This window comes from Streptomyces lushanensis (genome assembly GCF_001700515.1).
Taxonomy (GTDB): Bacteria; Actinomycetota; Actinomycetes; order Streptomycetales; family Streptomycetaceae; genus Streptomyces; species Streptomyces lushanensis.
The window spans coordinates 199-25,715 of record NZ_MAUD01000046.1; the positions used below are offsets into that span (position 1 = coordinate 199).

25 protein-coding genes are annotated in these 25,517 nt (G+C 69.4%); 4 read left to right on the plus strand and 21 right to left on the minus strand.

Annotated elements, in window-relative coordinates; genetic code table 11:
• From BFF77_RS04015 to BFF77_RS04030, 4 genes are all read right to left on the minus strand, one after another.
• The coding region (locus tag BFF77_RS04015; protein ID WP_425424333.1) for an imidazolonepropionase-like domain-containing protein at positions 1-339 on the minus strand (339 nt) is incomplete at its 3' end.
• 7 nt (positions 340-346) lie between these two features.
• A complete protein-coding gene (gene mqnC / locus BFF77_RS04020; RefSeq protein WP_066943835.1) occupies positions 347-1,561 on the minus strand; it encodes a cyclic dehypoxanthinyl futalosine synthase in 1,215 nt (404 codons plus the stop codon).
• A gap of 126 nt (positions 1,562-1,687) precedes the next feature.
• On the minus strand, positions 1,688-3,469 hold the full coding sequence (locus BFF77_RS04025) for a serine/threonine-protein kinase (RefSeq protein WP_066943837.1): 1,782 nt from the start codon (positions 3,467-3,469) through the stop codon (positions 1,688-1,690).
• A gap of 91 nt (positions 3,470-3,560) precedes the next feature.
• Positions 3,561-4,373, minus strand: coding sequence for a menaquinone biosynthetic enzyme MqnA/MqnD family protein (locus BFF77_RS04030; RefSeq protein WP_066943867.1), 813 nt, complete (start codon positions 4,371-4,373; stop codon positions 3,561-3,563).
• Between the two features lie 432 nt (positions 4,374-4,805).
• On the opposite strand from BFF77_RS04030, the gene BFF77_RS04035 reads away from it, so the two are divergent.
• Positions 4,806-5,009, plus strand: coding sequence for a cold-shock protein (locus tag BFF77_RS04035; protein WP_017948713.1), 204 nt, complete (start codon positions 4,806-4,808; stop codon positions 5,007-5,009).
• Between the two features lie 233 nt (positions 5,010-5,242).
• Here the strand turns inward: BFF77_RS04035 and BFF77_RS04040 are convergent, their stop codons facing one another.
• The 6 genes from BFF77_RS04040 to BFF77_RS04065 all read right to left on the minus strand — a co-directional run bounded on the left by BFF77_RS04040 (position 5,243) and on the right by BFF77_RS04065 (position 10,385).
• Positions 5,243-6,658, minus strand: a complete 1,416-nt coding sequence (locus BFF77_RS04040; RefSeq protein ID WP_066943839.1) for a dicarboxylate/amino acid:cation symporter — start codon at positions 6,656-6,658, stop codon at positions 5,243-5,245.
• A gap of 238 nt (positions 6,659-6,896) precedes the next feature.
• Complete coding sequence (locus BFF77_RS04045) at positions 6,897-7,193, minus strand: DUF4229 domain-containing protein (protein WP_066943841.1); 297 nt, start codon at positions 7,191-7,193, stop codon at positions 6,897-6,899.
• Positions 7,194-7,276: 83 nt separating this feature from the next.
• Positions 7,277-7,807, minus strand: coding sequence for a GNAT family N-acetyltransferase (locus BFF77_RS04050; protein WP_066943843.1), 531 nt, complete (start codon positions 7,805-7,807; stop codon positions 7,277-7,279).
• An 11-nt stretch (positions 7,808-7,818) separates the two neighbouring features.
• Positions 7,819-8,997: an aminofutalosine synthase MqnE gene (gene mqnE / locus BFF77_RS04055; RefSeq protein ID WP_425424334.1), complete on the minus strand. Its 1,179-nt coding sequence runs from the start codon at positions 8,995-8,997 to the stop codon at positions 7,819-7,821.
• 86 nt (positions 8,998-9,083) lie between these two features.
• The gene (locus tag BFF77_RS04060; RefSeq protein ID WP_066943847.1) at positions 9,084-9,536 is read right to left on the minus strand and encodes an Lrp/AsnC family transcriptional regulator; all 453 of its coding nucleotides are present in this window, start codon (positions 9,534-9,536) and stop codon (positions 9,084-9,086) included.
• 117 nt (positions 9,537-9,653) lie between these two features.
• Entirely contained in the window at positions 9,654-10,385 is a 732-nt protein-coding gene (locus BFF77_RS04065; protein WP_245703187.1) for a UbiX family flavin prenyltransferase, read from the minus strand.
• 92 nt (positions 10,386-10,477) lie between these two features.
• Between BFF77_RS04065 and BFF77_RS04070 the strand changes: the two genes are divergently transcribed.
• Complete coding sequence (locus BFF77_RS04070) at positions 10,478-11,080, plus strand: rhomboid family intramembrane serine protease (protein ID WP_066943849.1); 603 nt, start codon at positions 10,478-10,480, stop codon at positions 11,078-11,080.
• Here the strand turns inward: BFF77_RS04070 and mqnP are convergent.
• Together mqnP and BFF77_RS04080 are read right to left on the minus strand one after the other, a co-directional pair.
• Positions 11,070-11,984, minus strand: a complete 915-nt coding sequence (gene mqnP / locus BFF77_RS04075) for a menaquinone biosynthesis prenyltransferase MqnP (protein WP_066943851.1) — start codon at positions 11,982-11,984, stop codon at positions 11,070-11,072. The genes BFF77_RS04070 and mqnP overlap by 11 nt on opposite strands.
• The gene (locus BFF77_RS04080; protein WP_066943853.1) at positions 11,981-13,432 is read right to left on the minus strand and encodes a menaquinone biosynthesis decarboxylase; all 1,452 of its coding nucleotides are present in this window, start codon (positions 13,430-13,432) and stop codon (positions 11,981-11,983) included. The genes mqnP and BFF77_RS04080 overlap by 4 nt, the downstream gene beginning before the upstream one ends.
• 87 nt (positions 13,433-13,519) lie before the next feature.
• On the opposite strand from BFF77_RS04080, the gene BFF77_RS04085 reads away from it, so the two are divergent.
• Positions 13,520-13,924: a PLD nuclease N-terminal domain-containing protein gene (locus BFF77_RS04085; protein ID WP_066943855.1), complete on the plus strand. Its 405-nt coding sequence runs from the start codon at positions 13,520-13,522 to the stop codon at positions 13,922-13,924.
• A gap of 148 nt (positions 13,925-14,072) precedes the next feature.
• Here the strand turns inward: BFF77_RS04085 and ccsB are convergent, their stop codons facing one another.
• From ccsB to hemL, 7 genes are all read right to left on the minus strand, one after another.
• Positions 14,073-15,164 (minus strand): c-type cytochrome biogenesis protein CcsB, encoded by a 1,092-nt coding sequence (gene ccsB, locus BFF77_RS04090; RefSeq protein WP_066943859.1) that lies wholly within the window; start codon positions 15,162-15,164, stop codon positions 14,073-14,075.
• On the minus strand, positions 15,161-17,086 hold the full coding sequence (resB, locus tag BFF77_RS04095) for a cytochrome c biogenesis protein ResB (RefSeq protein ID WP_245703190.1): 1,926 nt from the start codon (positions 17,084-17,086) through the stop codon (positions 15,161-15,163). Before resB ends, ccsB begins: the two co-directional genes overlap by 4 nt.
• Positions 17,087-17,090: 4 nt before the next feature.
• Positions 17,091-17,798, minus strand: coding sequence for a cytochrome c biogenesis CcdA family protein (locus BFF77_RS04100; protein ID WP_066943871.1), 708 nt, complete (start codon positions 17,796-17,798; stop codon positions 17,091-17,093).
• Positions 17,799-17,859: 61 nt separating this feature from the next.
• On the minus strand, positions 17,860-18,480 hold the full coding sequence (locus tag BFF77_RS04105; protein ID WP_066943861.1) for a TlpA family protein disulfide reductase: 621 nt from the start codon (positions 18,478-18,480) through the stop codon (positions 17,860-17,862).
• A gap of 90 nt (positions 18,481-18,570) precedes the next feature.
• Complete coding sequence (locus tag BFF77_RS04110; RefSeq protein WP_066943873.1) at positions 18,571-19,893, minus strand: polysaccharide deacetylase family protein; 1,323 nt, start codon at positions 19,891-19,893, stop codon at positions 18,571-18,573.
• Positions 19,894-20,215: 322 nt separating this feature from the next.
• On the minus strand, positions 20,216-20,899 hold the full coding sequence (locus BFF77_RS04115) for a histidine phosphatase family protein (protein WP_079124816.1): 684 nt from the start codon (positions 20,897-20,899) through the stop codon (positions 20,216-20,218).
• A 119-nt stretch (positions 20,900-21,018) separates the two neighbouring features.
• Complete coding sequence (gene hemL, locus BFF77_RS04120) at positions 21,019-22,374, minus strand: glutamate-1-semialdehyde 2,1-aminomutase (RefSeq protein ID WP_079124814.1); 1,356 nt, start codon at positions 22,372-22,374, stop codon at positions 21,019-21,021.
• Positions 22,375-22,490: 116 nt separating this feature from the next.
• On the opposite strand from hemL, the gene BFF77_RS04125 reads away from it, so the two are divergent.
• Positions 22,491-23,075, plus strand: a complete 585-nt coding sequence (locus BFF77_RS04125) for a hypothetical protein (protein WP_079124815.1) — start codon at positions 22,491-22,493, stop codon at positions 23,073-23,075.
• Positions 23,076-23,344: 269 nt separating this feature from the next.
• On the opposite strand, the gene BFF77_RS37850 is transcribed toward BFF77_RS04125, so the two are convergent.
• Positions 23,345-23,632 (minus strand): excalibur calcium-binding domain-containing protein, encoded by a 288-nt coding sequence (locus BFF77_RS37850; protein ID WP_342671202.1) that lies wholly within the window; start codon positions 23,630-23,632, stop codon positions 23,345-23,347.
• Between the two features lie 421 nt (positions 23,633-24,053).
• A partial coding sequence (locus BFF77_RS04135; RefSeq protein ID WP_245703192.1) for a M4 family metallopeptidase occupies positions 24,054-25,517 on the minus strand: 1,464 nt, incomplete at its 5' end.

Here is a 25,517-nt window from a genome sequence, read left to right on the forward strand (position 1 = left end):
CCGCTGCACCCCGCGCCGCGCGCTCGCGCCCCAGCGGGCCCCGGTCATCTCCAGCGCGGCGAGCGCCTCGCCGCCGAACGGCCCGGTGCCCAGCCCGTCGGCCTCGCGCGGATCGGGATGGTAGGCGCGCTCCAGCAGTTCGGGACCGTACGGATTGCGCAGACCGGGCGTGATCACCCCCGGCCAGCGCCTGACCCGCGCCGCCGGGCGGGCGGCGGCCAGCTCCTCGTACGGGCCGACGGCCGCGAGCGTACGTCCCTCGACCAGGACCGCGCCGCCGGGCACCGGTTCGCCGTCCGCGCCGGGAAGCAGCAGGTCGGCGCGGTGGATGACCAGCACGGCCGGCTCAGCCGGCGCTGAGCAGCTTCAGCTCCGGGTGCGCCGTACCGCCCTCGATCGCCGTCGACGAGATGTGCGAGGCCACGCGGTCGTCGACCGGGTCGTTCGCCGGGTCGTCGTGCACGACGAGGTGTTCGTACGTCGTGGCGCGCTGCGCGGGGACGCGGCCCGCCTTGCGGATCAGATCGATGATCTCCAGCCGGTTGGAGCGGTGCCTGGCACCGGCCGAGGAGACCACGTTCTCCTCCAGCATGATCGAGCCGAGGTCGTCCGCTCCGTAGTGCAGCGAGAGCTGGCCGACCTCCTTGCCGGTGGTCAGCCAGGAGCCCTGGATGTGCGCGACGTTGTCGAGGAAGAGCCGCGCGATCGCGATCATGCGCAGGTACTCGAAGAGGGTGGCCTGCGTCCGGCCCTTCAGATGGTTGTTCTCGGGCTGGTAGGTGTACGGGATGAAGGCGCGGAAGCCGCCCGTACGGTCCTGCACGTCACGGATCATCCGGAGATGCTCGATGCGCTCGGCGTTGGTCTCGCCCGTGCCCATGAGCATCGTGGACGTCGACTCGACACCCAGCCCGTGCGCCGTCTCCATGATCTCCAGCCACCGCTCGCCGGACTCCTTGAGCGGCGCGATCGCCTTGCGCGGCCGTGCGGGCAGGAGTTCGGCGCCCGCGCCCGCGAAGGAGTCGAGGCCCGCGTCATGGATGCGCCGGATGGCCTCCTCGACGGGGACACCGGAGATCCGGGCCATGTGCTCGACCTCGGAGGCGCCCAGGGAGTGGATCACGAGCTGCGGGAAGGCCCGCTTGATGGCGCTGAAGTGCTTCTCGTAGTACTCGACGCCGTAGTCCGGGTGGTGCCCGCCCTGGAACATGATCTGCGTGCCGCCCAGCTCCACGGTCTCCGCGCAGCGGCGCAGGATGTCGTCGAGATCGCGGCTCCAGCCCTTGGCGGTGTCCTTGGGCGCGGCGTAGAAGGCGCAGAACTTGCAGGCCGTCACACACACGTTGGTGTAGTTGATGTTCCGCTCGATGATGTACGTCGCGATGTGCTCCGTCCCGGCGTACCGGCGGCGGCGCACGGCGTCGGCCGCGGCGCCCAGCGCGTGCAGCGGCGCCGAGCGGTACAGGGCGAGCGCCTCCTCGGGGGTGATACGACCGCCGGCGGCGGCACGGTCGAGGACGCCAGTGACATCTGCGGAGGTGAGATCGGCCTTCTCGGTCACCGGGGCGGGTCCTTCCCAAGGGGGCTGTAGACGACGGTCCAGCCTACGTCAGGGGTACGACAGGGCTCGCGCCCGGCCGTACCCCGCCCCACCGTTCTCCGCCCGGCCGTACCGCCCCGCCCTTTCTCACCGCTTGGTGAGCGTGCCTGTCGGAGTGCCGGCCGCCGCCTCGTCGGACTCGTAGAGCACCGTCCGATCGCCCTTGAGCGTGAAGGTCAGTCCGGCCTCGGCGCCGGTGCACAGCCCCTGGGTACCGGCGTAGTCCTCGTCGGTCCGCTCCGTGACACGGAGCCGGCCGGCGGTGCCCGAGACGAACCTGCCGATGCTGCGGCACTCCGTGTCCACCCCGAGGACGGAGATGGTGTACGTCATACGGACCACGTCGTCGCCCTTCCCGCCCTTGCCGATCACGGCGGTGGCGTCGCCGTGCGTGGCTCCGCCGCGCTCGGTGGTCGGGCCCTTCCAGGTGCCGATGAAGGCCGCGGGCACCTCGGTGACCGGCTCGGCCGCGTCCGAGGCGGGATCCGAGGACGGGTACGGGTCCTCCGTGGCCGGGGTCGAGCCCGTGCTCGAACCGGCGGGCGGCCGCGAGGTGGAGGCACCCGAGGAGGGGTGGGACGGCGGGCCGCCGCTGGTCTCGGTGCTCCCTCCGCCCGGCAGGAGGTCGAAGAGAAAGGCGCTGCCCACCAGGGCGGCGGCCAGTACGCCCGCCACCGACAGGGCCACCGTGCAGCTCACCCTGCGGCCGCGCCGGCCGGCGTCCGTACTGTCGCCGGTACCGGTACCGGCGCCGCCCGGGGCCGGCCTCGTACCCGTACCGGCGTCCGTGGTCAGGGAGACCGACAGCCGTCCGTCGGAGGCCCGCTGTCCCGGGAGTGAGCCCTCCCGCGCCGGATCGGCCGACGAGTCCGCCGCCGGATCCATCGGCGGGCCGAAGACGCCCAGCGGAGCGCCGCCGCTCTCCGCGCCGGCACTGCGCACACCACCGGCCGGCGCCGCCGCCTCCAGGTCCAGCAGCCGCACCGCCGCCCGGCTCACCTCCTCGACCAGCGGCCCCGGCAGCCAGCCCGCCGCCACCAGCCCCGCGGCCCCGCCGGGAGCCAGTACGCGCGCGACCTCCTCCGGTGCCGGCCGTGCGGACGGATCCTTGGCGAGACAGCGCGCGGCCAGGTCCCGCAGATCGCCGCGCAGGGCACTCAGCTCGGGCTCCTCGTGGACCACCTTGTAGAGCAGGGCGGCCGAGGAGTCACCGGGGAAGGGGCTCTCGCCCGTCGCCGCGTACACGAGGACCGCGCCCAGCGAGAAGACATCGGCCGCGCCGGAGATGCCCTTGCCGAGGATCTGCTCGGGTGACATGTAGCCCGGCGAGCCGACCGAGACCCCGGTGGAGGTGAGCGAGGCGGTGCCGTCCGTGGCACGCGCGATACCGAAGTCGATCAGCCGGGGGCCGTCGAGGGAGAGCAGGACGTTGGAGGGTTTGACGTCCCGGTGGACCAGTCCCAGGGCGTGGACCCCCGTCAGCGCCTCCGCGAGTCCCGCGCCCAGTGCCCGGACGGAGTCCTCGGGCAGCCGGCCGTGTCCCGCGACCGCCTGGGTCAGCGAAGGGCCCGCCACATAGGCGGTGGCCACCCACGGAACAGCCGCTTCCGGGTCCGCGTCCAGCACGGGCGCGGACCAGCGGGGGCCGTCGGGCCCCGTACCGACGCGCCGCGCCGCCTCGACCTCGCGCCGGAAGCGGGCGCGGAACTCCTCGTCCGTCGCGAAGTGCGGATGCACGACCTTGACCGCGACCGTACGGCCGCCCGCCGAGCGCGCCAGATAGACACGGCCCATTCCGCCCGACCCCAGCCGCCCGAGCAGCCGGTACGGACCGATGGTCGGCGGTTCACCTGCCTCCAGCGGCTGCATGCCTGTCCCCCTCGTCCTTCATGCGCCTGTACGCGTACGAAGCAGACTAGGCGCTGGGGATGGCGAGAGGGTTGAGGAGGAGTGACCCGGCTCAGACCGTGAGCAGTTCTACGTTCACGGTCGCCGGGAAGCCCGTCGTCGGCCCCGTCCTGCGCGCGAACTCCCGCACACCGGCGAGCTGCTCGGGACCGAAGCGGAAGTCCAGCGTGGTGAAGTAGCGCTCCAGCAGCTCCGCGTCGAAGGTCTCCCAGCGGGCCGCCTGTTTGGCCACCTTCGCGACCTCCTCCAGGGAGAGGTCCCGGGACGCCAGGAACGCCTCGTGGACCTTCCGTACGACCATCGGCTCGCGCGCCAGATACTCCTTGCGCGCCGCCCAGACCGCGAAGACGAACGGCAGCCCGGTCCAGTTCTTCCACATCAGTCCCAGATCGTGGACCTGAAGGCCGAGCCGGGGCGCGTCGTGCAGCGAGGCGCGCAGTGCGGCGTCACCGATCAGTACGGCGGCCTCGGCCTCCTGCATCATCAGACCGAGATCGGGCGGACAGGTGTAGTACTCGGGCCGGACCCGGTACTGCTCGGTGAGCAGAAGCTGAGCGAGTCGTACGGATGTACGAGAAGTGGAGCCGAGAGCCACCCGTGCGCCGTCGAGCTGCTCCAGCGGTACCTGCGAAACGATCACGCAGGACATCACCGGTCCGTCGCAGCCGACCGCGAGATCGGGGAATGCGACAAGATCGTCGGCGTTGCGGAGGAATTCGACAAGGGTGATCGGCGCGATATCCAGCTCACCCCGGACGAGCCGTTCGCTGAGCTTCTCCGGCGTGTCCTTCGTCAGCTCCAGATCAAGAAGGGTTCCCGTCCTGGCGAGGCCCCAATAGAGCGGCAGGCAGTTCAGGAACTGGATATGGCCGACACGCGGCCGACTGCGCGGGTGATCGCTTCCCGCGGGCCCTGTCGCGGGAGTCGCCCGGCGCGAAGCCGCCGGCTCCGCAACCGGTACCGCCGCCTCCGGCGCGGTCTCTGTCTCTGTGTTTGCCTCTGTGCTTTCCACGGGACTGTCCACAGCGCGAGGCTAGACCCGCGGGGCGCACGCGAACGCCCCGGGGCGCGGTTCGCCGACGTTCGTCAGCACGTCAGACGCCTGTACAAACGTCCGGGTGAAGTGATCTTTCCCTCTACCGCCGAGCGCGGAGTGCGTGCTAGGCTCGCCGCAAGTTGCAGTTTGGTTTCCCTTGCAGTACAGAGCCTGCGGAGCATGTGACCCGCAGGCTTTTGTAGTTTTCAGACTTCTTTGCAGGTTCTGGAGCAGGGCAACCCTTTGGCCCAAGGAGGGCTTATGGCTACCGGAACCGTCAAGTGGTTCAACGCTGAAAAGGGCTTCGGCTTCATCGCCCAGGACGGCGGCGGCCCGGATGTCTTCGTCCACTACTCCGCGATCAACGCGACCGGCTTCCGCTCCCTCGAGGAGAACCAGGTCGTGAACTTCGACGTCACTCAGGGCCCGAAGGGCCCGCAGGCGGAGAACGTCACCCCGGCCTAGTTGCCCGGGTCGGCGATCGCGCACGACTTACGCAGTACCAAGGAGTCCTGCTTGCCCCACTCGGGTGGGGCAAGCAGGACTCCTGCCTTTTTTTCCGGCCCGGTGTCCCGCCTCACCGTGTCACCGCGTGTTTCCCCGCCCCTCCGCGCCGGGCGTGTCGCGTGGCCGGGCGTGTCGTGCGCGGAGCCCGCGCCCCGGGTGCCGGGAACGGTGGCGGAACCGGGAAGCCGGGGTCAGACGGCCACCGAGGTACGCATGTCGCGCCCGGTCGCGTGACCGTCGCCGTCGTACTCGTCCACCGGCGAGGCCGAGGCCGTGTTGTACGCCTCGTGGTCGAGAATCCTCTCCCGCGCCGCGACGATGACCGGCACCAGCGCCTGTCCCGCCACATTGGTCGCCGTACGCATCATGTCCAGGATCGGGTCGATCGCCATCAGCAGGCCCACGCCCTCCAGCGGAAGCCCCAGCGTGGAGAGGGTCAGGGTCAGCATGACCGTCGCGCCGGTGAGCCCGGCGGTGGCCGCCGAGCCGACGACCGAGACGAAGGCGATCAGCAGATAGTCCTGGACTCCGAGCTGGACGTCGAAGATCTGCGCGATGAAGATCGCGGCGAGCGACGGGTAGATCGCCGCGCAGCCGTCCATCTTGGTCGTGGCGCCGAACGGTACGGCGAAGGAGGTGTACTCCTTCGGGACACCGAGCCGTTCGGTGACCTTCTGTGTGACCGGCATGGTGCCGACCGAGGAGCGGGAGACGAAGGCGAGCTGGATGGCGGGCCAGGCGCCCTTGAAGAACTGGAGCGGGCTGACCTTCGCGACCGTCACCAGCAGCAGCGGATAGACACCGAACAGCACCAGCGCGCAGCCGATGTAGACATCCGCCGTGAACGTCGCGTACTTCCCGAGCAGGTCCCAGCCGTAGTCGGCGATGGCGAACCCGATGAGCCCGACCGTGCCGATCGGCGCGAGCCTGATCACCCACCAGAGCGCCTTCTGGAGCAGTTCGAGCACGGCGGCGCTGAGCGCGAGGACCGGCTTGGCCCGCTCGCCGAGTTTGAGCGCGGCGACACCGGCGACGGCGGCCATGAAGACGATCTGGAGAACGTTCAGTTCGGTGAACGGCGTGATGACGTCGGTCGGCACGATGCCGGTCAGGAAGTCCAGCCAGGAACCGGATCCCTCGGGCGCCCTGCCGTCCTTCGGGGTGAGGCCCGTGCCCGCGCCCGGGTCGGTGATCAGACCGATCGCCAGGCCGATGGCGACCGCGATCAGTGATGTGATCATGAACCAGAGCAGGGTACGGGAGGCCAGCCGGGCCGCGTTGTCGACCTTGCGGAGATTGGTGATCGACACCAGGACCGCGAAGAAGACCAGCGGGGCCACGGCCAGCTTGAGCAGCTGGACGAATATGGAGCCGATCCGGTCGAGCGTGGTGGTGAGCCAGCCGATGTCCTGGCTGCGTGCGAGCCAGCCGAGCAGGACACCGAGGACCAGACCCGCGGCGATCTGGGCCCAGAACGGGATCCTCCCTGTACGGGAGCCACCGGAGCCGGGGTCGGAGCCACCGGAGCCGGAATCGGGGACGGAGGCGGAGGCGGGGCCGGGTTCAGCGGGCCTGCCGGTCGGGGAGGACGCGGGGTTCGCGGACACAAGCACACTCCAGACGTGACGTATCGGGGGAACCGTGACGTATCGGAGGAACACGGAACACAGGTGCGGCGCGCCCGTACATGAGAGAGCGGCTCACGCGGACGCGCCAGGAGCCCGATACCCCGGAAACGCCCGCCGAACGCGCGACACCCCGGCGCCGGAGGGACGGCTCCGGGCCGGGGTGTCACGGGATCGAAGGGCTACACGAGCGGGAAGAGCCGCGAGAGCCGGGAGGCGCTCACTGTGTCGCGCCGTCCTCCTGGGACCGGTTGGCCTCCAGCTTCGCCTTGGCCCCGTCCACCTTGGTGACGAGCTGCGCCGACATCTCGTCGCGCTGCTTGCGGAGCAGGACCAGGCTGAGCGGCGCCGAGATCACCAGGGCGAGCAGCAGCACCCAGATGAAATTGGAGTCGCCGAGCCCCTTGGGCAGCGCACCGACCTGGACCAGGCCGGCCACCACGACGAAACAGCCGGCGAAGATGCCGAGGCGCATCGCGGTGTACCGGATCGTGGCGCTTGTCTTCACAGCGGTCACAGCGGGCCTTCTCTCTCTTCCTCGGGTCCTGGTTCCTGTTCGGGCGGACTCCGTGTCCGCCCGAACAGTCAAGCACGTCCCGTTCAGTACTGATTCAGGGGGAGCAGCATGAAGATGTCCTCACGGTCGTCACCGGGGCCGACCCGGATCGCGTCCGGCACACGGCCCACCTCCTTGTAGCCGCAGGAGGCGTAGAACCGGTCGACGCCCGTGCCGCCCCGGCAGGTGAGCCGGATCGCCTCGATGCCCTCCATACCGCGGGCGGCCTCGGCCGCCTCGGCCATGAGATCGCGGCCGTATCCCCTGCCCTGATGCCGGGGGTGGACCATCACGGTGTAGAGCCAGAGCCAGTGCCGCATCAGCCGGTGGGTGTTGAGCGTGAGGAACACCGTCGCGGCGACGGCGCCCTCGTCGTCGTACCCGACCAGCAGCCGGCAGCGGCCGTCGGCCATCGCCGCGAAATGCTTGACCAGCTCGGGCCGTATGTCGTCGGCCGTCACCGGCGGCACGAACCCGACCGCGCCGCCGGCGTTCGACACATCCGTCCAGAGTGCGAGCACACCGTCGCGCAGGGCCCGGTCCACCGGTGGATCGAGCTCGAATGCAAGAGTCATCGCCCGCCCTCTCAGATCCGCATCGGCTGCGGTGACTCACGGCGGTCGGGATCCGGGCCGGGGTACTCGCGGATGATCTCGTAACGGGTGTTGCGCTCGACGGGACGGAAGCCCGCGTCACGGATGAGGTCGAGCAGGTCCTCGCGGCTGAGCTTGTTGGGCGTGCCGTAGTTGTCCGCGTCGTGCGTGATCTTGTACTCGACGACCGAGCCGTCCATGTCGTCCGCGCCGTGCTGGAGCGCCAGTTGGGCGGTCTGGACGCCGTGCATCACCCAGAAGACCTTGACATGCGGCACGTTGTCGAAGAGCAGCCGGGAGACCGCGAAGGTCTTCAGCGCCTCGGCGCCGGTGGCCATGGTCGTGCGCGCCTGGAGGCGGTTGCGGACCTTGCCGTCCTTCATGTCCACGAAGTCGTGCTGGTAGCGCAGCGGGATGAAGACCTGGAAGCCGCCGGTCTCGTCCTGGAGTTCACGCAGGCGCAGCACATGGTCGACACGGTGGCGCGGCTCCTCGATGTGCCCGTACAGCATCGTGGCCGGGGTCTTGAGCCCCTTCGAGTGCGCGAGCCGGTGGATGCGCGACCAGTCCTCCCAGTGGGTGCTGTGGTCCACGATGTGCTGCCGGACCTCCCAGTCGAAGATCTCGGCGCCTCCACCGGTCAGCGATTCGAGACCGGCGTCGATCAGTTCGTCGAGGATGTCGGAGGCCGACAGACCCGAGATCGTCTCGAAGTGGTGGATCTCGGTGGCGGTGAACGCCTTGAGGGAGACCTGCGGGAGGGCTTCCTTGAGCGCGCTGAGCGAGCGCGGGTAGTAGCGCCACGGCAGCGTCGGATGGAGGCCGTTGACGATGTGCAGCTCGGTGAGGCTCTCGCCCTCCATCGCCCGTGCGAGCCGGACGGCCTCCTCGATGCGCATCGTGTACGCGTCCTTCTCGCCCGGCTTGCGCTGGAACGAGCAGTACGCGCAGGAGGCGGTGCACACATTCGTCATGTTGAGATGGCGGTTGACGTTGAAGTGGACGACATCGCCGTTCTTCCGCGTCCGCACCTCGTGGGCGAGACCGCCGAGCCAGGCCAGATCGTCCGTCTCGTACAGGGCGATGCCGTCCTCACGGCTCAGCCGCTCGCCGGCCCTGACCTTCTCCTCCAGCTCGCGCTTGAGACCCACATCTTGGACAGATGCAGTCATCAGGCCGCCTCCCATACGTCTACCAATCGGGCCAGTCGAGCCTACGCCCCCGGTCGGACGGTCCCGACGCGGCCCTCCGCCCCGGCTCACTCCTCGGGCAGTTCGCCGACCCTGTTCTCCCACTTCGTGGAGAGAACGATGGTGGTACGGGTGCGGGAGACGCCCTTCGTACCGCTCAGCCGGCGGATCGTCTTCTCCAGCCCGTCCACATCGCCGGCCCGCACCTTGAGCATGTACGAGTCGTCGCCCGCGATGAACCAGCAGTCCTCGATCTCGCTCAGATCGCGCATCCGGCGGGCCACGTCCTCGTGGTCGGCCGCGTCGGAGAGGGAGATCCCGATCAGCGCGGTGACACCGAGGCCCAGTGAGGCCGAGTCGACCGTGGCGCGGTAGCCGGTGATGACCCCGGCCGCTTCGAGCCGGTTGATGCGGTCGGTGACGCTCGGCCCGGAGAGCCCGACGAGGCGGCCCAGTTCGGCGTACGACGCCCTGCCGTTCTCCCTGAGGGCCTGGATGAGCTGCCTGTCCACCGCGTCCATAAGCCTGAAGCCTTCCATTGTTCAGCAATCTCGCAAACTTACACTTAGAATCTAAGGCATGCAGGGGTGAGATTCTGCGATTCTCCCAAAAGGCCGGACGCGCCGACGGGCGCGCCGTCAGTCGCCGCGGGACCCGCCGAGCTCTCCCTCCCAGCGGCGGTACAGCCGGTGGGGCACTCCGGCCGCGTCCAGCACGCGCCCGGCGACGAAGTCCACCAGGTCCTGGATGTGCGTCGCGCCCGCGTAGAACGCGGGGGAGGCGGGCAGCACCACGGCGCCCGCCTCGTCCAGCGCCACAAGGTGCTTGAGGGTCCGGCCGTCCAGCGGTGTCTCCCGTACGGCGACGACCAGCTTCCGGCGCTCCTTGAGGGTCACGCTCGCCGCGCGCTGGAGCAGATCCTTCGACAGTCCGAGCGCCACTCCGGCCACACAGGCCGTGGACGCGGGCACGATCAGCATCCCCTGGACGGGATACGAGCCGGACGACGGCCCCGCCGCCAGATCCCCGGCTGCCCAGTGCCGTACGCCGTCCAGGTCCAGGCCCTCCGGGCCGAAGCGGCCGGGTTTGCCGTCCGCGCCTCTGGCCAGCCAGGACCGCAGGTCGTCCCGCCAGTGCGCGTCCCTGAAGGCGATCCCGGTCTCGTCGAGCAGGGTCAGCCGTGACGCGCGCGAGACCACCAGGTCCACGCTCTCGCCGGCCGCCAGCAGCGCGCGCAGCACGGCCGCGGCGTACGGCGTACCGGACGCGCCGGAGACACCGACGACCCAGGGGCGCCGGGACGGATACGGCTGTCCCCCGCCGCCCCGGTCCTCCTGGTCCGCGTGCTGTTCGTACGATCCGGGCTTCACGGATCCGAGCCTATCCGGCACGCTCCACCGGGAACCGGGTAAGGTGCCCCGGCCGTTGCCGGGGTGGGAGCGGGTGGACCGAGGGGGGCAGCATGACCGGCACCGGATTCGAGTGGCCCCGCACGGGCCGGGCCAGGACGGCCGCCAAGCTGATGGCGGGCTGGGTGGCCCTGCTCTGGGTGCTCGAAGTGGTCGATGTGGCCACGGCCCACTCGCTCGACGGGTTCGGCATCGTGCCGCGCGAGCCGTCCGAGCTGGCCGACGTCGTCCCGGCCGCCTTCATCCACTTCGGCTTCGCCCATGTCGCGGCGAACACCGTTCCGCTGCTGGTCCTCGGCTTCATAGCCGCGCTCGGCGGCATCCGGCGCTTCCTCGCCGTGTGCGCCGTGATCATCGTGGCCGACGGCCTCGGTGTCTGGCTCGTCTCCCCCTCGGACAGCAACACGGCGGGCGCGTCGGGCCTGATCTTCGGACTGTTCGGCTATCTCCTGGTGCGCGGTTTCGTCGAGCGCAGGCCGGCCGGCATTCTCGTCGGGCTGGTGATCGGCGCGATATGGGGCAGCTCGATCCTGCTCGGCGTCTCGCCCGCCAACACGACCGTGAGCTGGCAGGGCCATCTGATCGGTCTGACGACGGGCGTCGCCGCGGCGTTCATGTTCCGCCGCCCGGCGGCCCGTGGTGCCGTCACCCCGTAAGCCCGCGCACCAGCAGATCGAGCAGCGCGCACACGAACAGGGCGATCCCGATGAAGCCGTTGACCGTGAAGAAGGCGCGGTTGAGCCGCGACAGATCGTGCGGCTTCACGATCGTGTGCTCGTAGAGGAAGGCCGCCACCACGATCACCAGCCCGGTCCAGAAGAACACCCCCGCGTCCGTGGCCAGCGCGTACCACACCAGCAGTACGGTCGTGACGGCATGGCAGGCCCGCGCTCCGTACAGCGCCCCGGGGACACCGAAGCGGGCCGGCACGGACATCACGCCGTGCGCGCGGTCCGCCTGGACGTCCTGGCAGGCGAAGATCAGATCGAAGCCGCCGATCCAGATCCCGACCGCCAGTCCCAGGATCACCGCGTCCCACGACCATGCCCCGGTGATCGCGATCCACGCGCCGACGGGGCCCATGGCCTGGGCGAGTCCGAGGATGGCGTGCGGGAAGTTGGTGAACCTCTTCCCGTACGGATAGACCACCATCGGGATCACCGCGATCGGCGCGAGGGCCAGACAGAGCGGATTCAGCGCCGCCGCCGCCGCGAGGAAGACCACGACGGCGACCAGCGCGCCCGTCCACGCGGAGCGCACGGACACCGCGCCCGTCACCAACTCCCGTCCCGCGGTGCGCGGATTGCGCGCGTCGATCTCACGGTCGATGATCCGGTTGCAGGCCATCGCGAAGGTACGCAGGCCGACCATCGCGAGCGTGACCAGCAGCAGCCGGCCCCAGTGGACATTCCCGTCGAACTGGAACATCGCGGTCAGCGCCGCGATGTACGCGAACGGCAGCGCGAAGACCGAGTGCTCGATCATCACCAGCCGCAGGAACGCCCGGGTCCTGCTGCCGGGCTGTGCCGGTCCTGGCCCGAGGATCTCCGCTGCGCTCACAGGCCGTACTCCCTCCACCGGCGGTCGACCTTCGCCGCCGTCTCCGGGTCGGACTCGACCATCTCCGGCCAGCCGCCGTCCCGCGTGTACCCCTCCTCGGGGAGTTTCCTCGTCGCGTCGATCCCCGCCTTGCCGCCCCAGAACTGCTGGTAGGAGGAGTGGTCGAGATGATCGACCGGGCCCTCGACGACGGTGAGGTCACGCGCGTAGTCGGTGTTGCCCAGCGCGCGCCAGGACACCTCGTGCAGATCGTGGACATCGCAGTCCGCGTCGACCACCACGATCAGCTTGGTCAGCGACATCATGTGCGCGCCCCAGATCGCGTGCATCACCTTCTGCGCGTGCTTGGGGTACTTCTTGTCGATCGAGACGATCGCGCAGTTGTGGAAACCGCCCGACTCGGGCAGGTGGTAGTCCACGATGTCCGGCACGATGATCTTCAGCAACGGCAGGAAGAACCGTTCCGTCGCACGTCCCAGCGGCCCGTCCTCGGTGGGCGGACGGCCCACGACGATCGACTGGAGCAGCGGGCGTCTGCGCATCGTCACACAGTCGATGGTGAGCGCCGGGAAGGGCTCCTGCGGGGTGTAGAAGCCGGTGTGGTCCCCGAAAGGGCCCTCGGGAAGGGTCTTTCCCGGCTCCAGCCAGCCCTCGATGACGACTTCGGCGTTGGCCGGGACCTGGAGCGGCACGGTCCTGCAGTCGACCATCTCGATCCGCCGGCCCTGCACGAAGCCCGCGAAGAGGTACTCGTCGATGTCACCGGGCAACGGCGCGGTGGAGGCGTAGGTCACGGCCGGGGGACAGCCGAACGCGATGGCGACGGGCAGCCGTTCACCGCGTTTGGCGGCCACCTGGTAGTGGTTGCGGCTGTCCTTGTGGATCTGCCAGTGCATCCCGATGGTGCGCCGGTCATGGCGCTGGAGCCGGTAGAGCCCGAGATTGCGGACACCGGTCTCCGGGTGCTTGGTGTGCGTCAGACCGAGGTTGAAGAAGGATCCGCCGTCTCCCGGCCAGGTGAAGAGCGCGGGCAGTTGGCCGAGATCCACGTCGTCACCGGTGAGGACCACTTCCTGGACGGGCGCGTCCTTGATCTTCTTCGGCGGCAGATGGGTCATGGCGCCGAGCTTCCCGAAGGCCTCGCGCACCCCCACGAAGCCCTGCGGCAGCTCCGGTTTGAGCAGCCCGCCGATCTTCTCGCCGATCTCGCCGTACGAGCCGAGGCCCAGCGCCTTGAGCAGCCGGCGGTCCGTGCCGTACACGTTCATGGCCAGCGGCATCGAGGAGCCCCGGACGTTCTCGAAGAGCAGCGCCGGCCCACCGGACTTGTTCACCCGGTCGACAATCTCCCCGACCTCCAGATACGGGTCGACTTCGGCCTTGATGCGCTTGAGGTCGCCCTCGCGCTCCAGCGCCCGGAGCAGCGAGCGAAGATCGTCATAAGCCATGCGTCCCAGTATCGGCCACCCGGTACCCTGGGCCGGTCACCGGGGCCGTCACACGGCCTCCAACCGTTCCCGGGGGGACCGTCCAACATGCTCAGGTATCTGCCGTTCCTGCTGGTCCTGGCACTGTGGATCTATGCCTTCATCGACTGTCTGAACACCCCCGAGGAAGAGGTCAAGGGCCTGCCCAAGGTGGTCTGGGTCATCATCATCCTGCTCTTCGGCGAGGTGCTGGTCGGTCCGATCGCGTGGCTGGTGGTGGGCAAGGTCCGGCGCGGACCGGCCGACGGCTCGACGCCGGCCGAGTGGCACCGTAACCACACCGGCAAGTGGACGGCTCCCGACGACAACCCGGCGTTCCTGGCCTCCCTGAAGGAGGAGAACGCCCAGGACGAGGCCCTGCTCAAGGACTGGGAGGCGGATCTGCGCCGCCGCGAGGAGGAGATCAAGCGCCGCGAGCAGGGCGGCGGCGCGGACGACACGCCGCCGAAGTGACACGGGCGAACAGCGGACGCCCCCTGCGGAACGACTGGTTCCGCAGGGGGCGTCCCTGTGTCCGGGTCTCTGTGCGGCCGGGTCTCTGTGCGCGGGCGCGTCCCTGTGCGCGTGTATGTCTCCGTGTGCGCGTCGCCGCGTCCGTGCGTCAGACGCCCGCGTACGAGTGCTTGCCGGTGACGAAGATATTGACGCCGTAGTAGTTGAACAGCCAGCAGCCGAAGGCGATCAGCGCCAGATAGGCGGCCTTGCGGCCCTTCCAGCCGGCGGTGGCGCGGGCGTGCAGATAGCAGGCGTACGCGACCCAGGTGATGAAGGACCAGACCTCCTTGGGGTCCCAGCCCCAGTAGCGGCCCCAGGCGTCGCCCGCCCAGATCGCGCCCGCGATGATCGTGAAGGTCCAGAGCGGGAAGACGGCGGCGTTGACGCGGTAGGCGAACTTGTCGAGCGTCCCGGAGGCCGGCAGCCGCTCCATCACGGAGGTTGCGAAGGAGCCGGGCTTCAGACCGGTCGCGAGCTTGGTCTCGTACCGCTCGCGGAAGAGATAGAGCAGCGTGGCGACCGCGCCGACGTAGAAGACCGCGCCGCAGAAGATCGCCGTGGAGACATGGATCCACAGCCAGTACGAGTGAAGGGCGGGAACCAACTGGTCACTGTCGGTGTACAGGACGGTGACCGCGAGCCCGAGATCGAGGAGGACCGTGGTGATGAGCGGCAGGCCGATCCAGCGGACGTTCTTCCTCAGCGCGAGGAGCACGAGATACACACCGACGGCGACGGTGGAGAAGGTGATGTTGAACTCGTACATGTTGCCCCACGGCGCCCGCTGTACGGACAGCGCGCGGGCGACCACACCGGCGGCCTCGACGGCCCAGGCCAGGACGGTGAGGGACACGGCGATCCGGCCGTACAGATCGCCCTGCGCGTCACCGCCGTGCGCGCCGGGACCGTCCGGGATGTCGCGGCTGCCGGACGCGGAGCGGGTGATGATCTTCGGCCGCTCCAGCACGGCTGTCGCGCCGCCCTTGTTCGTGACCTGGACCTTCACCGAACCCGCCGCGGACTCCTGGGCACCACCGGTCAGCGCGGCGGCGGTACGGGCCACCTTGCTGCGGCTGCCGAGCAGCCACTCGGCGATATGCGCGAAGAAGGCCAGCGTGTAGACGGCCATGGCGGAGTAGATCAGCACATTGCTGGTCTGTGCCAGGCTCTCATTGGTTGCTGCGGCGGCGAGATTCACTTCTCAGCCCCTTCGACAGTCTGTTCTGCGGAATCGTCCGCGGGATCAGGCGCGCTGGGCGCCTCTGAATGGAGGGTGCCGGCCAGTTCGGCCAGTTCCTCGGGGAGCTTGGCGGACTCACTGCGGCCGAGTCCCGCCATCTCGACGACGGTGACGCCGTCGGCGCCCCGTACGGCCCGGACCCAGATCCGGCGCCGCTGGATGAAGAGGGAGCCCGCCAGTCCCGCGATCGCGGCGACGGCACCGACGAGGGCCCAGGAGCTGCCGGGCTGCTGCGAGATCTGGAAGCTCGCCCACTCCTTGACCTCCTTCTCGAAGGTGATCGAGCCGGCGCCGTCCGGCAGGGTGAGCTTCTCACCGGGCAGCAGCGTCTTCTTCAGCAGATCGCCCTTGGCGTCCTTGAAGGCCGTCAGCTTCCTGGTGTCCAACTGGTACACGTTCTGCGGCAGTCCCGCGTCGACGCCCAGACTGCCGTGGTACGCGCCGACGTTGAGCACCGGGAAGTCGAGCGCGGGGAACCGGGAGAACATCTGGCCCGATCCCTTCCCGCCGTAGGTCGGTACGAAGAAGGCGGCGAAGCCCAGTTGGTCCTTCTTGCCGTTCTTGTCCCGGTAGCCGTCCATCACCTTGATGGCACCCGTGGACGAGACGTTGTTGTCGATGGGCAGCAGCGGCACCGCGCCGTTGAAGACGACCTGGCCGCGGCCGTCCCTGACGGTGACGACGGGTGCGTAGCCGTGGGCGTTCAGATAGACCTTCGAGCCGTCCAGTTCGAGCGGCTTGTTGACCTTGATGACCGCCTTCTTCTCCGGGCCGCCGGCCTCGGTGGTGTAGCGGACGTCGGCCTGGTAGGTCCGCGGGGTGCCGAGCTGCGGGCCGCTGCGCTCATAGGTACCGGTGAACTTGTCCAGGGTGAAGCTGAACGGGACCAGCTCGTCCGTGTCGAACAGCGAGCCGGACTTGAAGTCGTCGTACTGGGTGAGGGTGTTGGAGAAACCGTCGCCCTCGACGACCAGCTTGCCGCCCTCCGACTTGAAGAGCTGTCCGGTGGCGAAGGCGACCAGCAGCACGATCAGCGCGATGTGGAAGATCAGGTTGCCGGCCTCGCGCAGATAGCCCTTCTCGGCGGCGACCGCGTCACCGGTGGCATGGGCGCGGAAGCGGTGCCTGCGCAGAATCGCGAGCGCGGCCTCGCGGGCGGCCTCGGGCGTGGCCGTGGTGCGCCAGGTCGTGTACGCGGGCAGCCGGGTGAGCCGCTTGGGCGCTCCCGGCGGACGGGAGCGGAGCTGGCCGGCGAACTGCCAGGTGCGCGGAACGATACAGCCGATCAAGGAGATGAACAGCAGGATGTAGATCGCGGAGAACCACGCCGAGCTGTAGACGTGGAAGAGCTGGAGCTTGTCGTAGACCGGCGCCAGCGTCTCGTGCCGGTCCCTGAAGTCCTGCACCTTCAGCTCGTCGACGCTCGCCTGCGGGATCAGCGAGCCGGGGATGGAGCCGAGGGAGAGGAGGAAGAGCAGGATCAGCGCGACGCGCATGGAGGTGAGCTGCCGCCAGAACCAGCGGAACCAGCCGACGAGTCCGAGCGTGGGACCGCCGATGACGGCCTCCTCTCGGGGCGCGGTGGAGAGCTGGGAGCCCGCGGCGCCCAGTTCGCTCGCGTCCCGCGCCTCGGAGGCCGCGCGGTCGGCCGCGGCCGTCTCCGCCGCGGTCCGCGTGTCCGCCCCGGCCGCCGCCTGCGTGCCCGTCCCGGCCGCCGCCTGCGTGCTTGTCCCGGCCGTGGCCTGCGTATCCGTCCCGGCCGTCGTCGCGCCGGAGGAGTCCGCCGCTGTTCCGCGGCTCTCGTGCGCCGCGGTCCCGTCGGCCTTGTCCGCCGCGGTCCCGCCGCTCAGGGAAGCCTTGTTCATGGAAGCCTTGCTCATGGAACTAGATCCCCACCGTGAAACCGCTGGACCAGCCCTGCATCTGCTGCACGATGCCGTCCCACGCACCTGTCAGCAGCAGCAGACCGGTCGCGATCATCATCACGCCACCGATCCGCATCACCCAGACGTAATGGCGCTTGACCCACCCGAACGCGCCCAGCGCCTTGCGGAACGCCACCGCCGCGAGCACGAACGGCGCACCGAGACCGAGGCAGTACGCGACGGTCAGTATGGCCCCACGGCCCGCGCTCGCCTCGGTCATCGCCAGGACCTGGACGGAGGAGATGGTCGGGCCGAGACAGGGCGTCCAGCCGATCCCGAAGAGCGCGCCCAGCAGAGGAGCTCCCGCGAGCCCGGTCACCGGCCGCCGGTGGAAGCGGAATTCACGCTGGGTGAGCCAGGGCATCAGCCCCATGAAGAACACACCCATCAGGATCATCAGCCCGCCGAGCACCTTGGAGAGGATCTCCCGCTGCCCTTGGAGCGTCGCGCCGAAGTAGCCGAAGAGCGCACCGCCCGAGACGAAGACCGCGGTGAAGCCGACCACGAACAGCGTGGCGCCCACGGCCATCCGGCCACGTCGCGCGTCGGCCAGATCGGTGCCGCTGACGCCGGTGACGTACGAGAGATAGCCGGGCACGAGCGGCAGCACACAGGGCGAGAAGAAGGAGACGAGCCCGCCGAGCAGCGCGATCGGCAGAGCGAGCATCAGTGCTCCGCTGGAAACCGTCTCAGTGATGCCGGAGGCCGTGGCGGGAAACTGCACCGGATCACTTCTCCGCGATCAGCGGGTCGATCATCGTGCGCAGCTTCTCCTCGTTGAGCGCCATCAGCGAGCGGGCCGCGATCCGGCCCTTCCGGTCGAGCACGACGGTGGAAGGGATGGACTGCGGATTGAGGCTGCCCCGGGGAAAGCCGTTGACGATCAGCTTGCCCATCGGGTCGTACAGACTGGGGTAGGGGATGCCGTAGTCCTTCTCGAAGGCGAGCGCGGGGCCCTTGTTGGGATCGCGGGTGTTGATCCCGACGAACGCGACGCCCTGGGACTCGGTCTCCTCGGCGACCTTCGCGAAGTGCTTGGCCTCCTGGCGGCAGGGCGGACACCACGAGCCCCAGACGTTCAGCACGACGATCTTGCCCTTGAGATCGGCCACATCGAGTCTCCCGCCGTCGAGGGTCTCGCCCGCGATCTTGTTGACGGGCCGCCGTTCCGCCACCGCGACGGTGGAGATACCACCGGTGTTCGTCACGAAATTGGTGTCGCCGCCACCGCCGGACTTGCCTCCGCCGCCGCACGCCGAGAGCGTCAGCGCCGCCGCGACGGCCACGGCCGGCGTGACGGCGCGGAGCCGGCGGTCGGTGCGGCGCGGAAGGGCACGGCCTGAGTTCATGTGAAAAGTTTCGCATGGGCGTTTCGGGGATCTTGGGCACCCCCCTCGCTGCCCGCCGGCCCCTCGTCGAGCTCCGCGTCGGGCCCCTCGTCAGGCCGCCTTGAAGAAGGCGTTCCAGCCGCCGGCCGGGGACTGCCCGACCTCCAGCGTACGGAGCCTGGCCAGTACGGCCGGGTCCTGCACGTCGAGCCAGTCCGTGAACTGGCGGAAGGAGACCAGCCGTACGTCCTTCTTGCCCGCCATCCTCTTCAGGGCCTCCTCGACGGCGTCCATGTAGATTCCACCGTTCCACTGCTCGAAGTGGTTGCCGATGAAGAACGGCGCGCGATTCGTCTCGTACGCCCGGCGGAAACCGCCGAGATAGGCGCCGGTGGCCTGCTTGCGCCAGCCCGGGTATCGGGAGGTTCTGCCCCTGGTCGAATTGCCCGACTGATTGGCGAGCATGTTGTAGTCCATGGAGAGGACTTCGAAGGAACGGCCCGGGAACGGCACGCCCTGAAGCGGAAGATTCCAGACGCCGTGCGTCTTGTCCGGCCAGATCTGGGTGCCGCCCGGAGAACTCGCGTCATAGCGCCAGCCCAGCTTCCTCGCGGTCGGCAGCAGCCTGTCCTGGCCGAGCAGACAGGGCGTACGGCCGCCTATGAGTTCCTTGCGGTAGTCGAAGGGCAGCGGATCGAGATCGGTCCAGCCGCTGTTCGTACGCCACTGTGTGACAAAGGACACGGCCTGGTCGATCTCGCTGCGCCACTGCCGCGGTGTCCAGTTGCCCACCGAGCCCGAGCCGCCGCAGAAGTGCCCGTTGAAGTGGGTGCCGATCTCATGACCGTCCAGCCAGGCCTGCCGCACGTTTCTGAGCGTGTCCTTGATGTGGGCGTCGGTGAGATAGCCGATGTCGGAGGCGCCGACGGGATTGTTGGGCGGGCGGTAGAGCGTCTTCTTCGACTCGGGCAGCAGATAGACACCGGAGAGGAAGAAGGTCATGGCCGCGCCATGATCCTTGGCGAGTTCGAGAAAGCGCGGAAAGAGACCGTTGCCGACCTCGCCCGCTCCGTCCCAGGAGAAGACCACGAACTGCGGCGGGGTCTCGCCCGGTTCCAGGGGAACCGGCGCGGGCGGCTGGTGCGGCTGTTTTCCGGTGTCGGCGGTGGAGCCGTCACCTATCAGCCGGACGTCCGCGCCGGTGGGACGGGCGCCGGGCGCCGGTTTTCCGCTCCCGCCACCGCCTTTGCCTCCGCCGGACGGGCGGGGTGTTCCGGCGCCGACGGTGCCGCCGGACGGGGTGGAGCCGGATGGGGCGGAGCCGCGCGAACCGGTGGTTCCGGTGGAACCGCATCCTGTGATTCCGGTCGCGGCGGCGGCTCCTATACCGGCTATACCGGCTCCGAGCAGACCCCTTCGGCTGATCTCCCGCATACAGATCCCATCCGCGTTCATCTCGTCCGTATGCCGCTCGTACGAGTCCTACAAGCGGCGATACGTGAGATGCCCCACCGAACGCGGAGGTTCCAGTCTTGTCATATCTTTACTGCCCTCGTGCCGGACGTCAGTGCGGACGGCTTTTCGGACAGTCTTACGGGCGGCCTCACCGGCAGCTTCGCGGGACGTCTTTCCGGGACGTATTTACGCGACATCTTTGCCCGACATCTTTGCGGGACGTCTTTGCGGGACAGCTTTGCGGACGTACCGCGGCTGCCGCGACGTCGCGGACCGATCCCCTGCGCCGCGCACCGCTCCCCTACGCCCCGAAGGCCTTGGTGCCGCCCTTCACCGGCTTGGCACCGGCCAGCAGATGGGCCGGGACGAGATCACGGGCCGGCTCGGAGTAGGTGACGGCGACGATCTTGTCACCGTGGTACGTGAAGCTGGTCAGGGACGCGAGCGTGCACTGCCGCCGGCGCGGATCGTGCCAGAGCCGGCGCCGCTCGACAAAGCTGCGCACGATCCAGATCGGCAGCTGATGGCTGACACAGACCGCCTCATGGCCACGGGCCGCGTCACGGGCGGCGCCCAGCGCGCCCATCATCCGCGCGACCTGCTCGACGTACGGCTCGCCCCAGGACGGCCGGAAGGGATTGGTCAGATGCTTCCAGTTGGCGGGCTTGCGCAGTGCGCCGTCACCGACGCCGAAGGCCTTGCCCTCGAAGATGTTCCCGGCCTCGATCAGCCGGTCGTCGGTGTCGAGGGCCAGCCCATGGGTCTTGGCGATCGGCGCCGCCGTCTCCTGGGCGCGCTCCAGCGGAGAGGCGACGACATAGGTGATGTCACGGTCCGCGAGATGCTCGGCGACCCGGTCGGCCATGCGCCTGCCCAGCTCGGAGAGGTGGTAGCCGGGACGGCGGCCGTAGAGGACACCGTCGGGGTTGTGGACCTCACCGTGCCGCATGAGATGGACGACGGTCACTTCGTTCGGATCGGTCATGCCCAGCTCGTCCATGTCGTTCGTGTCGTCCGTTTCCCGCATCTTGTCGGTGCCGTCCGTGCCGTCCGTGCCGTCCATGTCGTCCGTGCCACTCGTGCCGTCCGTGCCGCTCGGGGCGCTCATGCGGTGCTCCCCGGCTTCTCCGCCGCCTTCGGTCCGGTGGCTTCTGCGGCGGCCCGGGCGGCGGCCGGGAGGGCGGCGGCGATCCGCTCGATCGCGCGCTCGTCGTGCGCGGTGGAGACGAACCACGACTCGAAGGAGGACGGCGGCAGATAGACGCCGTCGGCGAGGAGGGAGTGGAAGAAGGGGGTGAAGCGGAAGGACTCCTGCTTCTTGGCGTCCTCGTAGTCGCGCACCTCGTCGGCCGTGAAGAACACGGAGAACATGTTGCTCGCCGTCTGGACCCGGTGGGCGACACCCTCCTTGCTGAGCGCCTCCGTCACCAGCCGCTGGATCTGGAGCGAGACCGCGTCGACCTTCTCGTACGCCGCGTCGTCCAGCAGCCGGAGCTGCGCGAGGCCCGCGGCGGTGGCGACCGGGTTCCCGGAGAGCGTACCGGCCTGGTAGACGGGCCCGGCCGGGGCGAGCCGGCCCATGACATCGGCCCGGCCGCCGAACGCCGCGGCCGGGAAGCCACCGCCCATGACCTTGCCGAAGGTCATCAGATCGGGCGCGACGCCGTCGATGCCGTACCAGCCGGCCTTCGACGTACGGAAACCGGTCATGACCTCGTCGGAGATGTAGAGCGCGCCGTCGGCGGCGCAGAGTTCCTTGAGCCCGGCGTTGAAGCCCTCGCGCGGCGGTACGACGCCCATGTTGCCGGGCGACGCCTCGGTGATCACACAGGCGATCTCGCCGGGGTGGGCCGCGAAGGCCCGGCGTACGGCGTCGAGATCGTTGTACGGCAGGACGAGGGTGTCGCCGGCCTGGGCGCCGGTCACACCGGGAGTGTCCGGCAGCCCGAAGGTGGCGACCCCGGAGCCGGCGGCGGCGAGCAGCGCGTCGACATGGCCGTGGTAGCAGCCGGCGAACTTCACGATCTTGGCGCGCCCGGTGAACCCGCGGGCGAGCCGGATCGCGGACATGGTCGCCTCGGTGCCCGACGACACCAGCCGTACCTGCTCCACGGGGGCCACCCTGGCCACGATCTCCTCGGCGAGAGCGACCTCGCCCTCGCCCGGGGTCCCGAAGGACGTGCCGCGGGCGACCGCCGCCTGGACCGCTTCGATGACCTCTGGACGGGAATGACCGAGGATCATCGGCCCCCAAGAACATACGAGGTCGACATATTCACGGCCGTCCGCATCGATGAGGTATGGACCATTACCGGACACCATGAACCGGGGCGTACCGCCCACCGCGCGGAAGGCGCGGACCGGAGAGTTCACGCCGCCGGGCGTCACGAGAGCCGCGCGGTCGAAAAGCGTCTGCGAAACTGGGGCGTCATAGTCATAGGGGAAGCTCACGCAATCAATGGTGTCAGAGCCTCGGACGTTCTTGCGGACAGGTGTTTCACCGCACGCTCGTGGGGGAGGTCACTGTCACGATGATCGGGTTGCGCGGCCGGGGCTGCGAGTGGTCGGGTGGAGATATGCATCGCGGTGGCGGACTGGGCGAGGGGACCGACGACCTGGGTCCCGAGCCTGCCCGGCGTGGAAAGCACCGGCGCCGCGAACGCGAGGCGCGTGAGCAACCTCCGGGAAACGGGCAACGTCCGGAGAGCAGGAGTGGTGGCCGGGTGGGGGTGACCTACAAGTACTTCGGCGCGCCCGACGGAGCCACGGCCGCCCGTGTGCCCATCTCGATGCGCCCGGAGGAACTGGGCGGTGACGAGCTGGGCATGGGCGGCATGTTCACCAAGATCAAGCCCGAGACGATAGCGGCGATGGTCCTCACGGGCATCCAGGGCATGCCCCTGCACAAGGTGCCCCCACTGGAACTGGTCGTCCTGCACCCCGACTACGCCGTGGTCAAACTCCCGATGACGGTGGTGGACCCCCTGCGCGGCATAGGAGAGGAATCCGTGGGCGCCGCGGCCTTCATCTGGTCCACGGTCCCGGACCGGGGCGGCCCGAGGGACGCGTACAACGTCTACCAACTGCTGCACGAGTGGCAGGACTTCAGCCACCGCCTGCACGAGGCGGGCCATCAGCCGTACTGCCTGGTGTGGCCCTGAGGTGTCCGGTGCCGGAGTCGGTCGTGCTGTGCGGCCTTCTCGCGGACCGGGCTCCATCGCCTGTTCGTGGAGCCCTGGCAGCGGTGGAACCGGGCGGACACTCGCGGCGCGTCTTCGTGTCGTTCGCGGCGGGCGTCGTTCCGTCGGGCTAGGGTGATCCCGGATCGCGGGTACGAATCCCGCCGCCGGTCCTGTATCGGCGTGGTCGAGCAGTGTCGCGCCCCCTCCGGTGGAGGGGGCGTTCTTGTGCGGTCCTCGTGTGGACGGGGCTATTCGCCGCCGACTCCGTCGCCGTCCCTGTCCAGGTGACGTCCGTAGCCGGGATCTCCGGCGTGGACCGGGGCCGCTCCCGCCGCTCGTGCCGCCGTGCAGTTGGCGTAGTACGCGGAGCCGCCCGCGGTGTCGCCGCCCTCCTCCTCATCGCCGGCGGCGGCCGGGGCGACGGTGACCCGGATCGTCTTCGTCCTGGTGACGGTCGGGGCCGGTTTCGCGCGCGCCGTCACCGTTTCGGCGGGGAGGGGCTCGGCGGTGGTGGTCGCCGTCGCCGTGACCGTCACCGACGGACGGGGCTTCTCGCTGACCGTCTGCCCCGATGCCGTCCCGCCGTCGGCCGCGCCTATGCCGATACCGAGGAAGAACAGAAGGGCGGCGCACGGGAGGAGAACCCGCTTCCGCGTCCACCCGGGCCTGCTCGACGGGGGTACGGGCGGCGGCATGTACGGGTTCGGGGCCCCGGACGGGTGAGAGGGCGGCGGCGGCTGAGGGGGCCGGCCCCAGGGCGGTTGCTGAGGCGGCTGGTTGTACGACATGCGTCCCCCTATGGGTGGTTCGAGAGGGACGAACGTATCGGGGGTGCCTGGAGGTATGGAGAGTATGTGCGCTCTTGGTGACAGATCCGTGACCGAAGTGTGCGGTGCGGGGCAGGGACCCGCCGCGCCCGGGTGACGGGCGCGGCGGGGAAGTGGTGTGCGGGGGCGGTCAGAAGGTGAGTTTCCAGCTGTCGATGTAGCCCGTGTCGAAGGAGTAGACGTCCTGGACGCGGAGCTTCCAGGTGCCGTTCGACGGGATGGCCGAGGCGTCGACGGTGTAGGTCGCGTGGACATCGTCGCCGCTGTCGCTGTTGGAGTTCTTCAGGCGGCGGACCGTGCCGTCGGAACCGACCAGGTCGATCACCAGGTCACCGCGCCAGGTGTGGACGATGTCGACCGTGACCTGGAGGTCGCCGGGCGCGTTGCCGTCGTGGCCGGTGACGACCAGGGGGGATTCGGCCGGGTCGCCGGCGTCGGGGATGTTCACATTGCCGGGATTGACGAAGAAGTCACCGCCGGAGGGGATGACGGTCCACGGGAAGGTCGCCGTGGTCGAGCTCCCGCCCGAGGTCCTCAGGGTGACGGTCGGGGTGAAGGCGCCGGGCTCCGTCGGGCTGCCGGAGACCAGACCGGTGGTGGCGTCGATCGTCAGGCCGCCGGGCAGGCCGGAGGCGGCGTAGGTCAGGCCGCCCGACTGGCTGGTCGCCGCCTCGATCCGGAGGGTGGCCGGCTGGCCGACGGCCGACTCCTGGGCGGTGAGCGGGCTCAGCGTGATGTGGTTGACGAAGCGTCCACCGACGTTGACGGCGGCCCAGGCGTTGCCGACCGTCTCGTACGCCTCGCTCGACCTGCCGAACAGGTCGGCCGCGGCCTGGAGGGTGGCGACACGGGCGCCCGCGTAGTCGGTGGTGGAGGTCATGTAGAGCGTCAGCGCCCGGTACCAGACGTTGAAGGCGTTGTGCAGACCGAGACCGGGGACCGGCAGGCTGTCGTAGGTGGGGCTGTTGTAGGAGGCGCCGTTGATGGTCTTGCTTCCGCTGCCCTCGGCGAGCAGATAGAAGTAGTGGTTGGCCACGCCCGAGGAGAAGTGCGGGTCGAGTCCCTCGGTCCGGCTGGACCAGTAGTCCTGGGAGATGCCGTCCTTGGAGGGCTGGTCCATGTAGCGCAGCGGAGTGCCGTCGCCGTTGATGTCGATCAGTTCGCCGACCTCGTAGTCGGGCACGTCTTGCGGGTTGTTGGCGAAGAACTCGACGGCGGCGGCCATGATGTCGCTGGTGCCCTCGTTCAGACCGCCGGACTCGCCGTCGTAGTAGTACAGGTCGGCGGTGGTGGAGGTGACGCCATGGGTCATCTCGTGGGCGGCGACGTCGAGCGCGGTCAGCGGGTTGACGTTGTCCACACCGTCGCCGTAGGTCATGCAGAAGCAGTCGTCGTCCCAGAAGGCATTGACGTATTCGTTGCCGTAGTGGACCCGGGAGTACCCGCCGTTGCCGTCGTTGGCTATGCCGTTGCGGCCGAACTGGTCGTGGTAGAAGTCGAACGTCTTGCGGGCGCCGTAGGCGGCGTCCACGGCGGCGGTCTGGCGGTCGGCCACCGTCCCGTCGCCCCAGAGGTCGTCGGCGTCGGTGAAGAG

What these genes read in the sequence shown, in the direction of transcription:
- BFF77_RS04060 (WP_066943847.1), bottom strand. Translation starts at nt 9,536, where the DNA reads ATGGACGCGGTGGACAGGCAGCTCATCCAGGCCCTCAGGGAGAACGGC.
- BFF77_RS04125 (WP_079124815.1), top strand. Translation starts at nt 22,491, where the DNA reads ATGCATCGCGGTGGCGGACTGGGCGAGGGGACCGACGACCTGGGTCCC.
- mqnE (WP_425424334.1), bottom strand. Translation starts at nt 8,997, where the DNA reads ATGACTGCATCTGTCCAAGATGTGGGTCTCAAGCGCGAGCTGGAGGAG.
- resB (WP_245703190.1), bottom strand. Translation starts at nt 17,086, where the DNA reads ATGAGCAAGGCTTCCATGAACAAGGCTTCCCTGAGCGGCGGGACCGCG.
- BFF77_RS04035 (WP_017948713.1), top strand. Translation starts at nt 4,806, where the DNA reads ATGGCTACCGGAACCGTCAAGTGGTTCAACGCTGAAAAGGGCTTCGGC.
- BFF77_RS04050 (WP_066943843.1), bottom strand. Translation starts at nt 7,807, where the DNA reads ATGACTCTTGCATTCGAGCTCGATCCACCGGTGGACCGGGCCCTGCGC.
- BFF77_RS04070 (WP_066943849.1), top strand. Translation starts at nt 10,478, where the DNA reads ATGACCGGCACCGGATTCGAGTGGCCCCGCACGGGCCGGGCCAGGACG.
- BFF77_RS04080 (WP_066943853.1), bottom strand. Translation starts at nt 13,432, where the DNA reads ATGGCTTATGACGATCTTCGCTCGCTGCTCCGGGCGCTGGAGCGCGAG.
- BFF77_RS04115 (WP_079124816.1), bottom strand. Translation starts at nt 20,899, where the DNA reads ATGACCGATCCGAACGAAGTGACCGTCGTCCATCTCATGCGGCACGGT.
- BFF77_RS04085 (WP_066943855.1), top strand. Translation starts at nt 13,520, where the DNA reads ATGCTCAGGTATCTGCCGTTCCTGCTGGTCCTGGCACTGTGGATCTAT.
- BFF77_RS04105 (WP_066943861.1), bottom strand. Translation starts at nt 18,480, where the DNA reads ATGAACTCAGGCCGTGCCCTTCCGCGCCGCACCGACCGCCGGCTCCGC.
- BFF77_RS04025 (WP_066943837.1), bottom strand. Translation starts at nt 3,469, where the DNA reads ATGCAGCCGCTGGAGGCAGGTGAACCGCCGACCATCGGTCCGTACCGG.
- BFF77_RS04110 (WP_066943873.1), bottom strand. Translation starts at nt 19,893, where the DNA reads ATGCGGGAGATCAGCCGAAGGGGTCTGCTCGGAGCCGGTATAGCCGGT.
- BFF77_RS04100 (WP_066943871.1), bottom strand. Translation starts at nt 17,798, where the DNA reads ATGCTCGCTCTGCCGATCGCGCTGCTCGGCGGGCTCGTCTCCTTCTTC.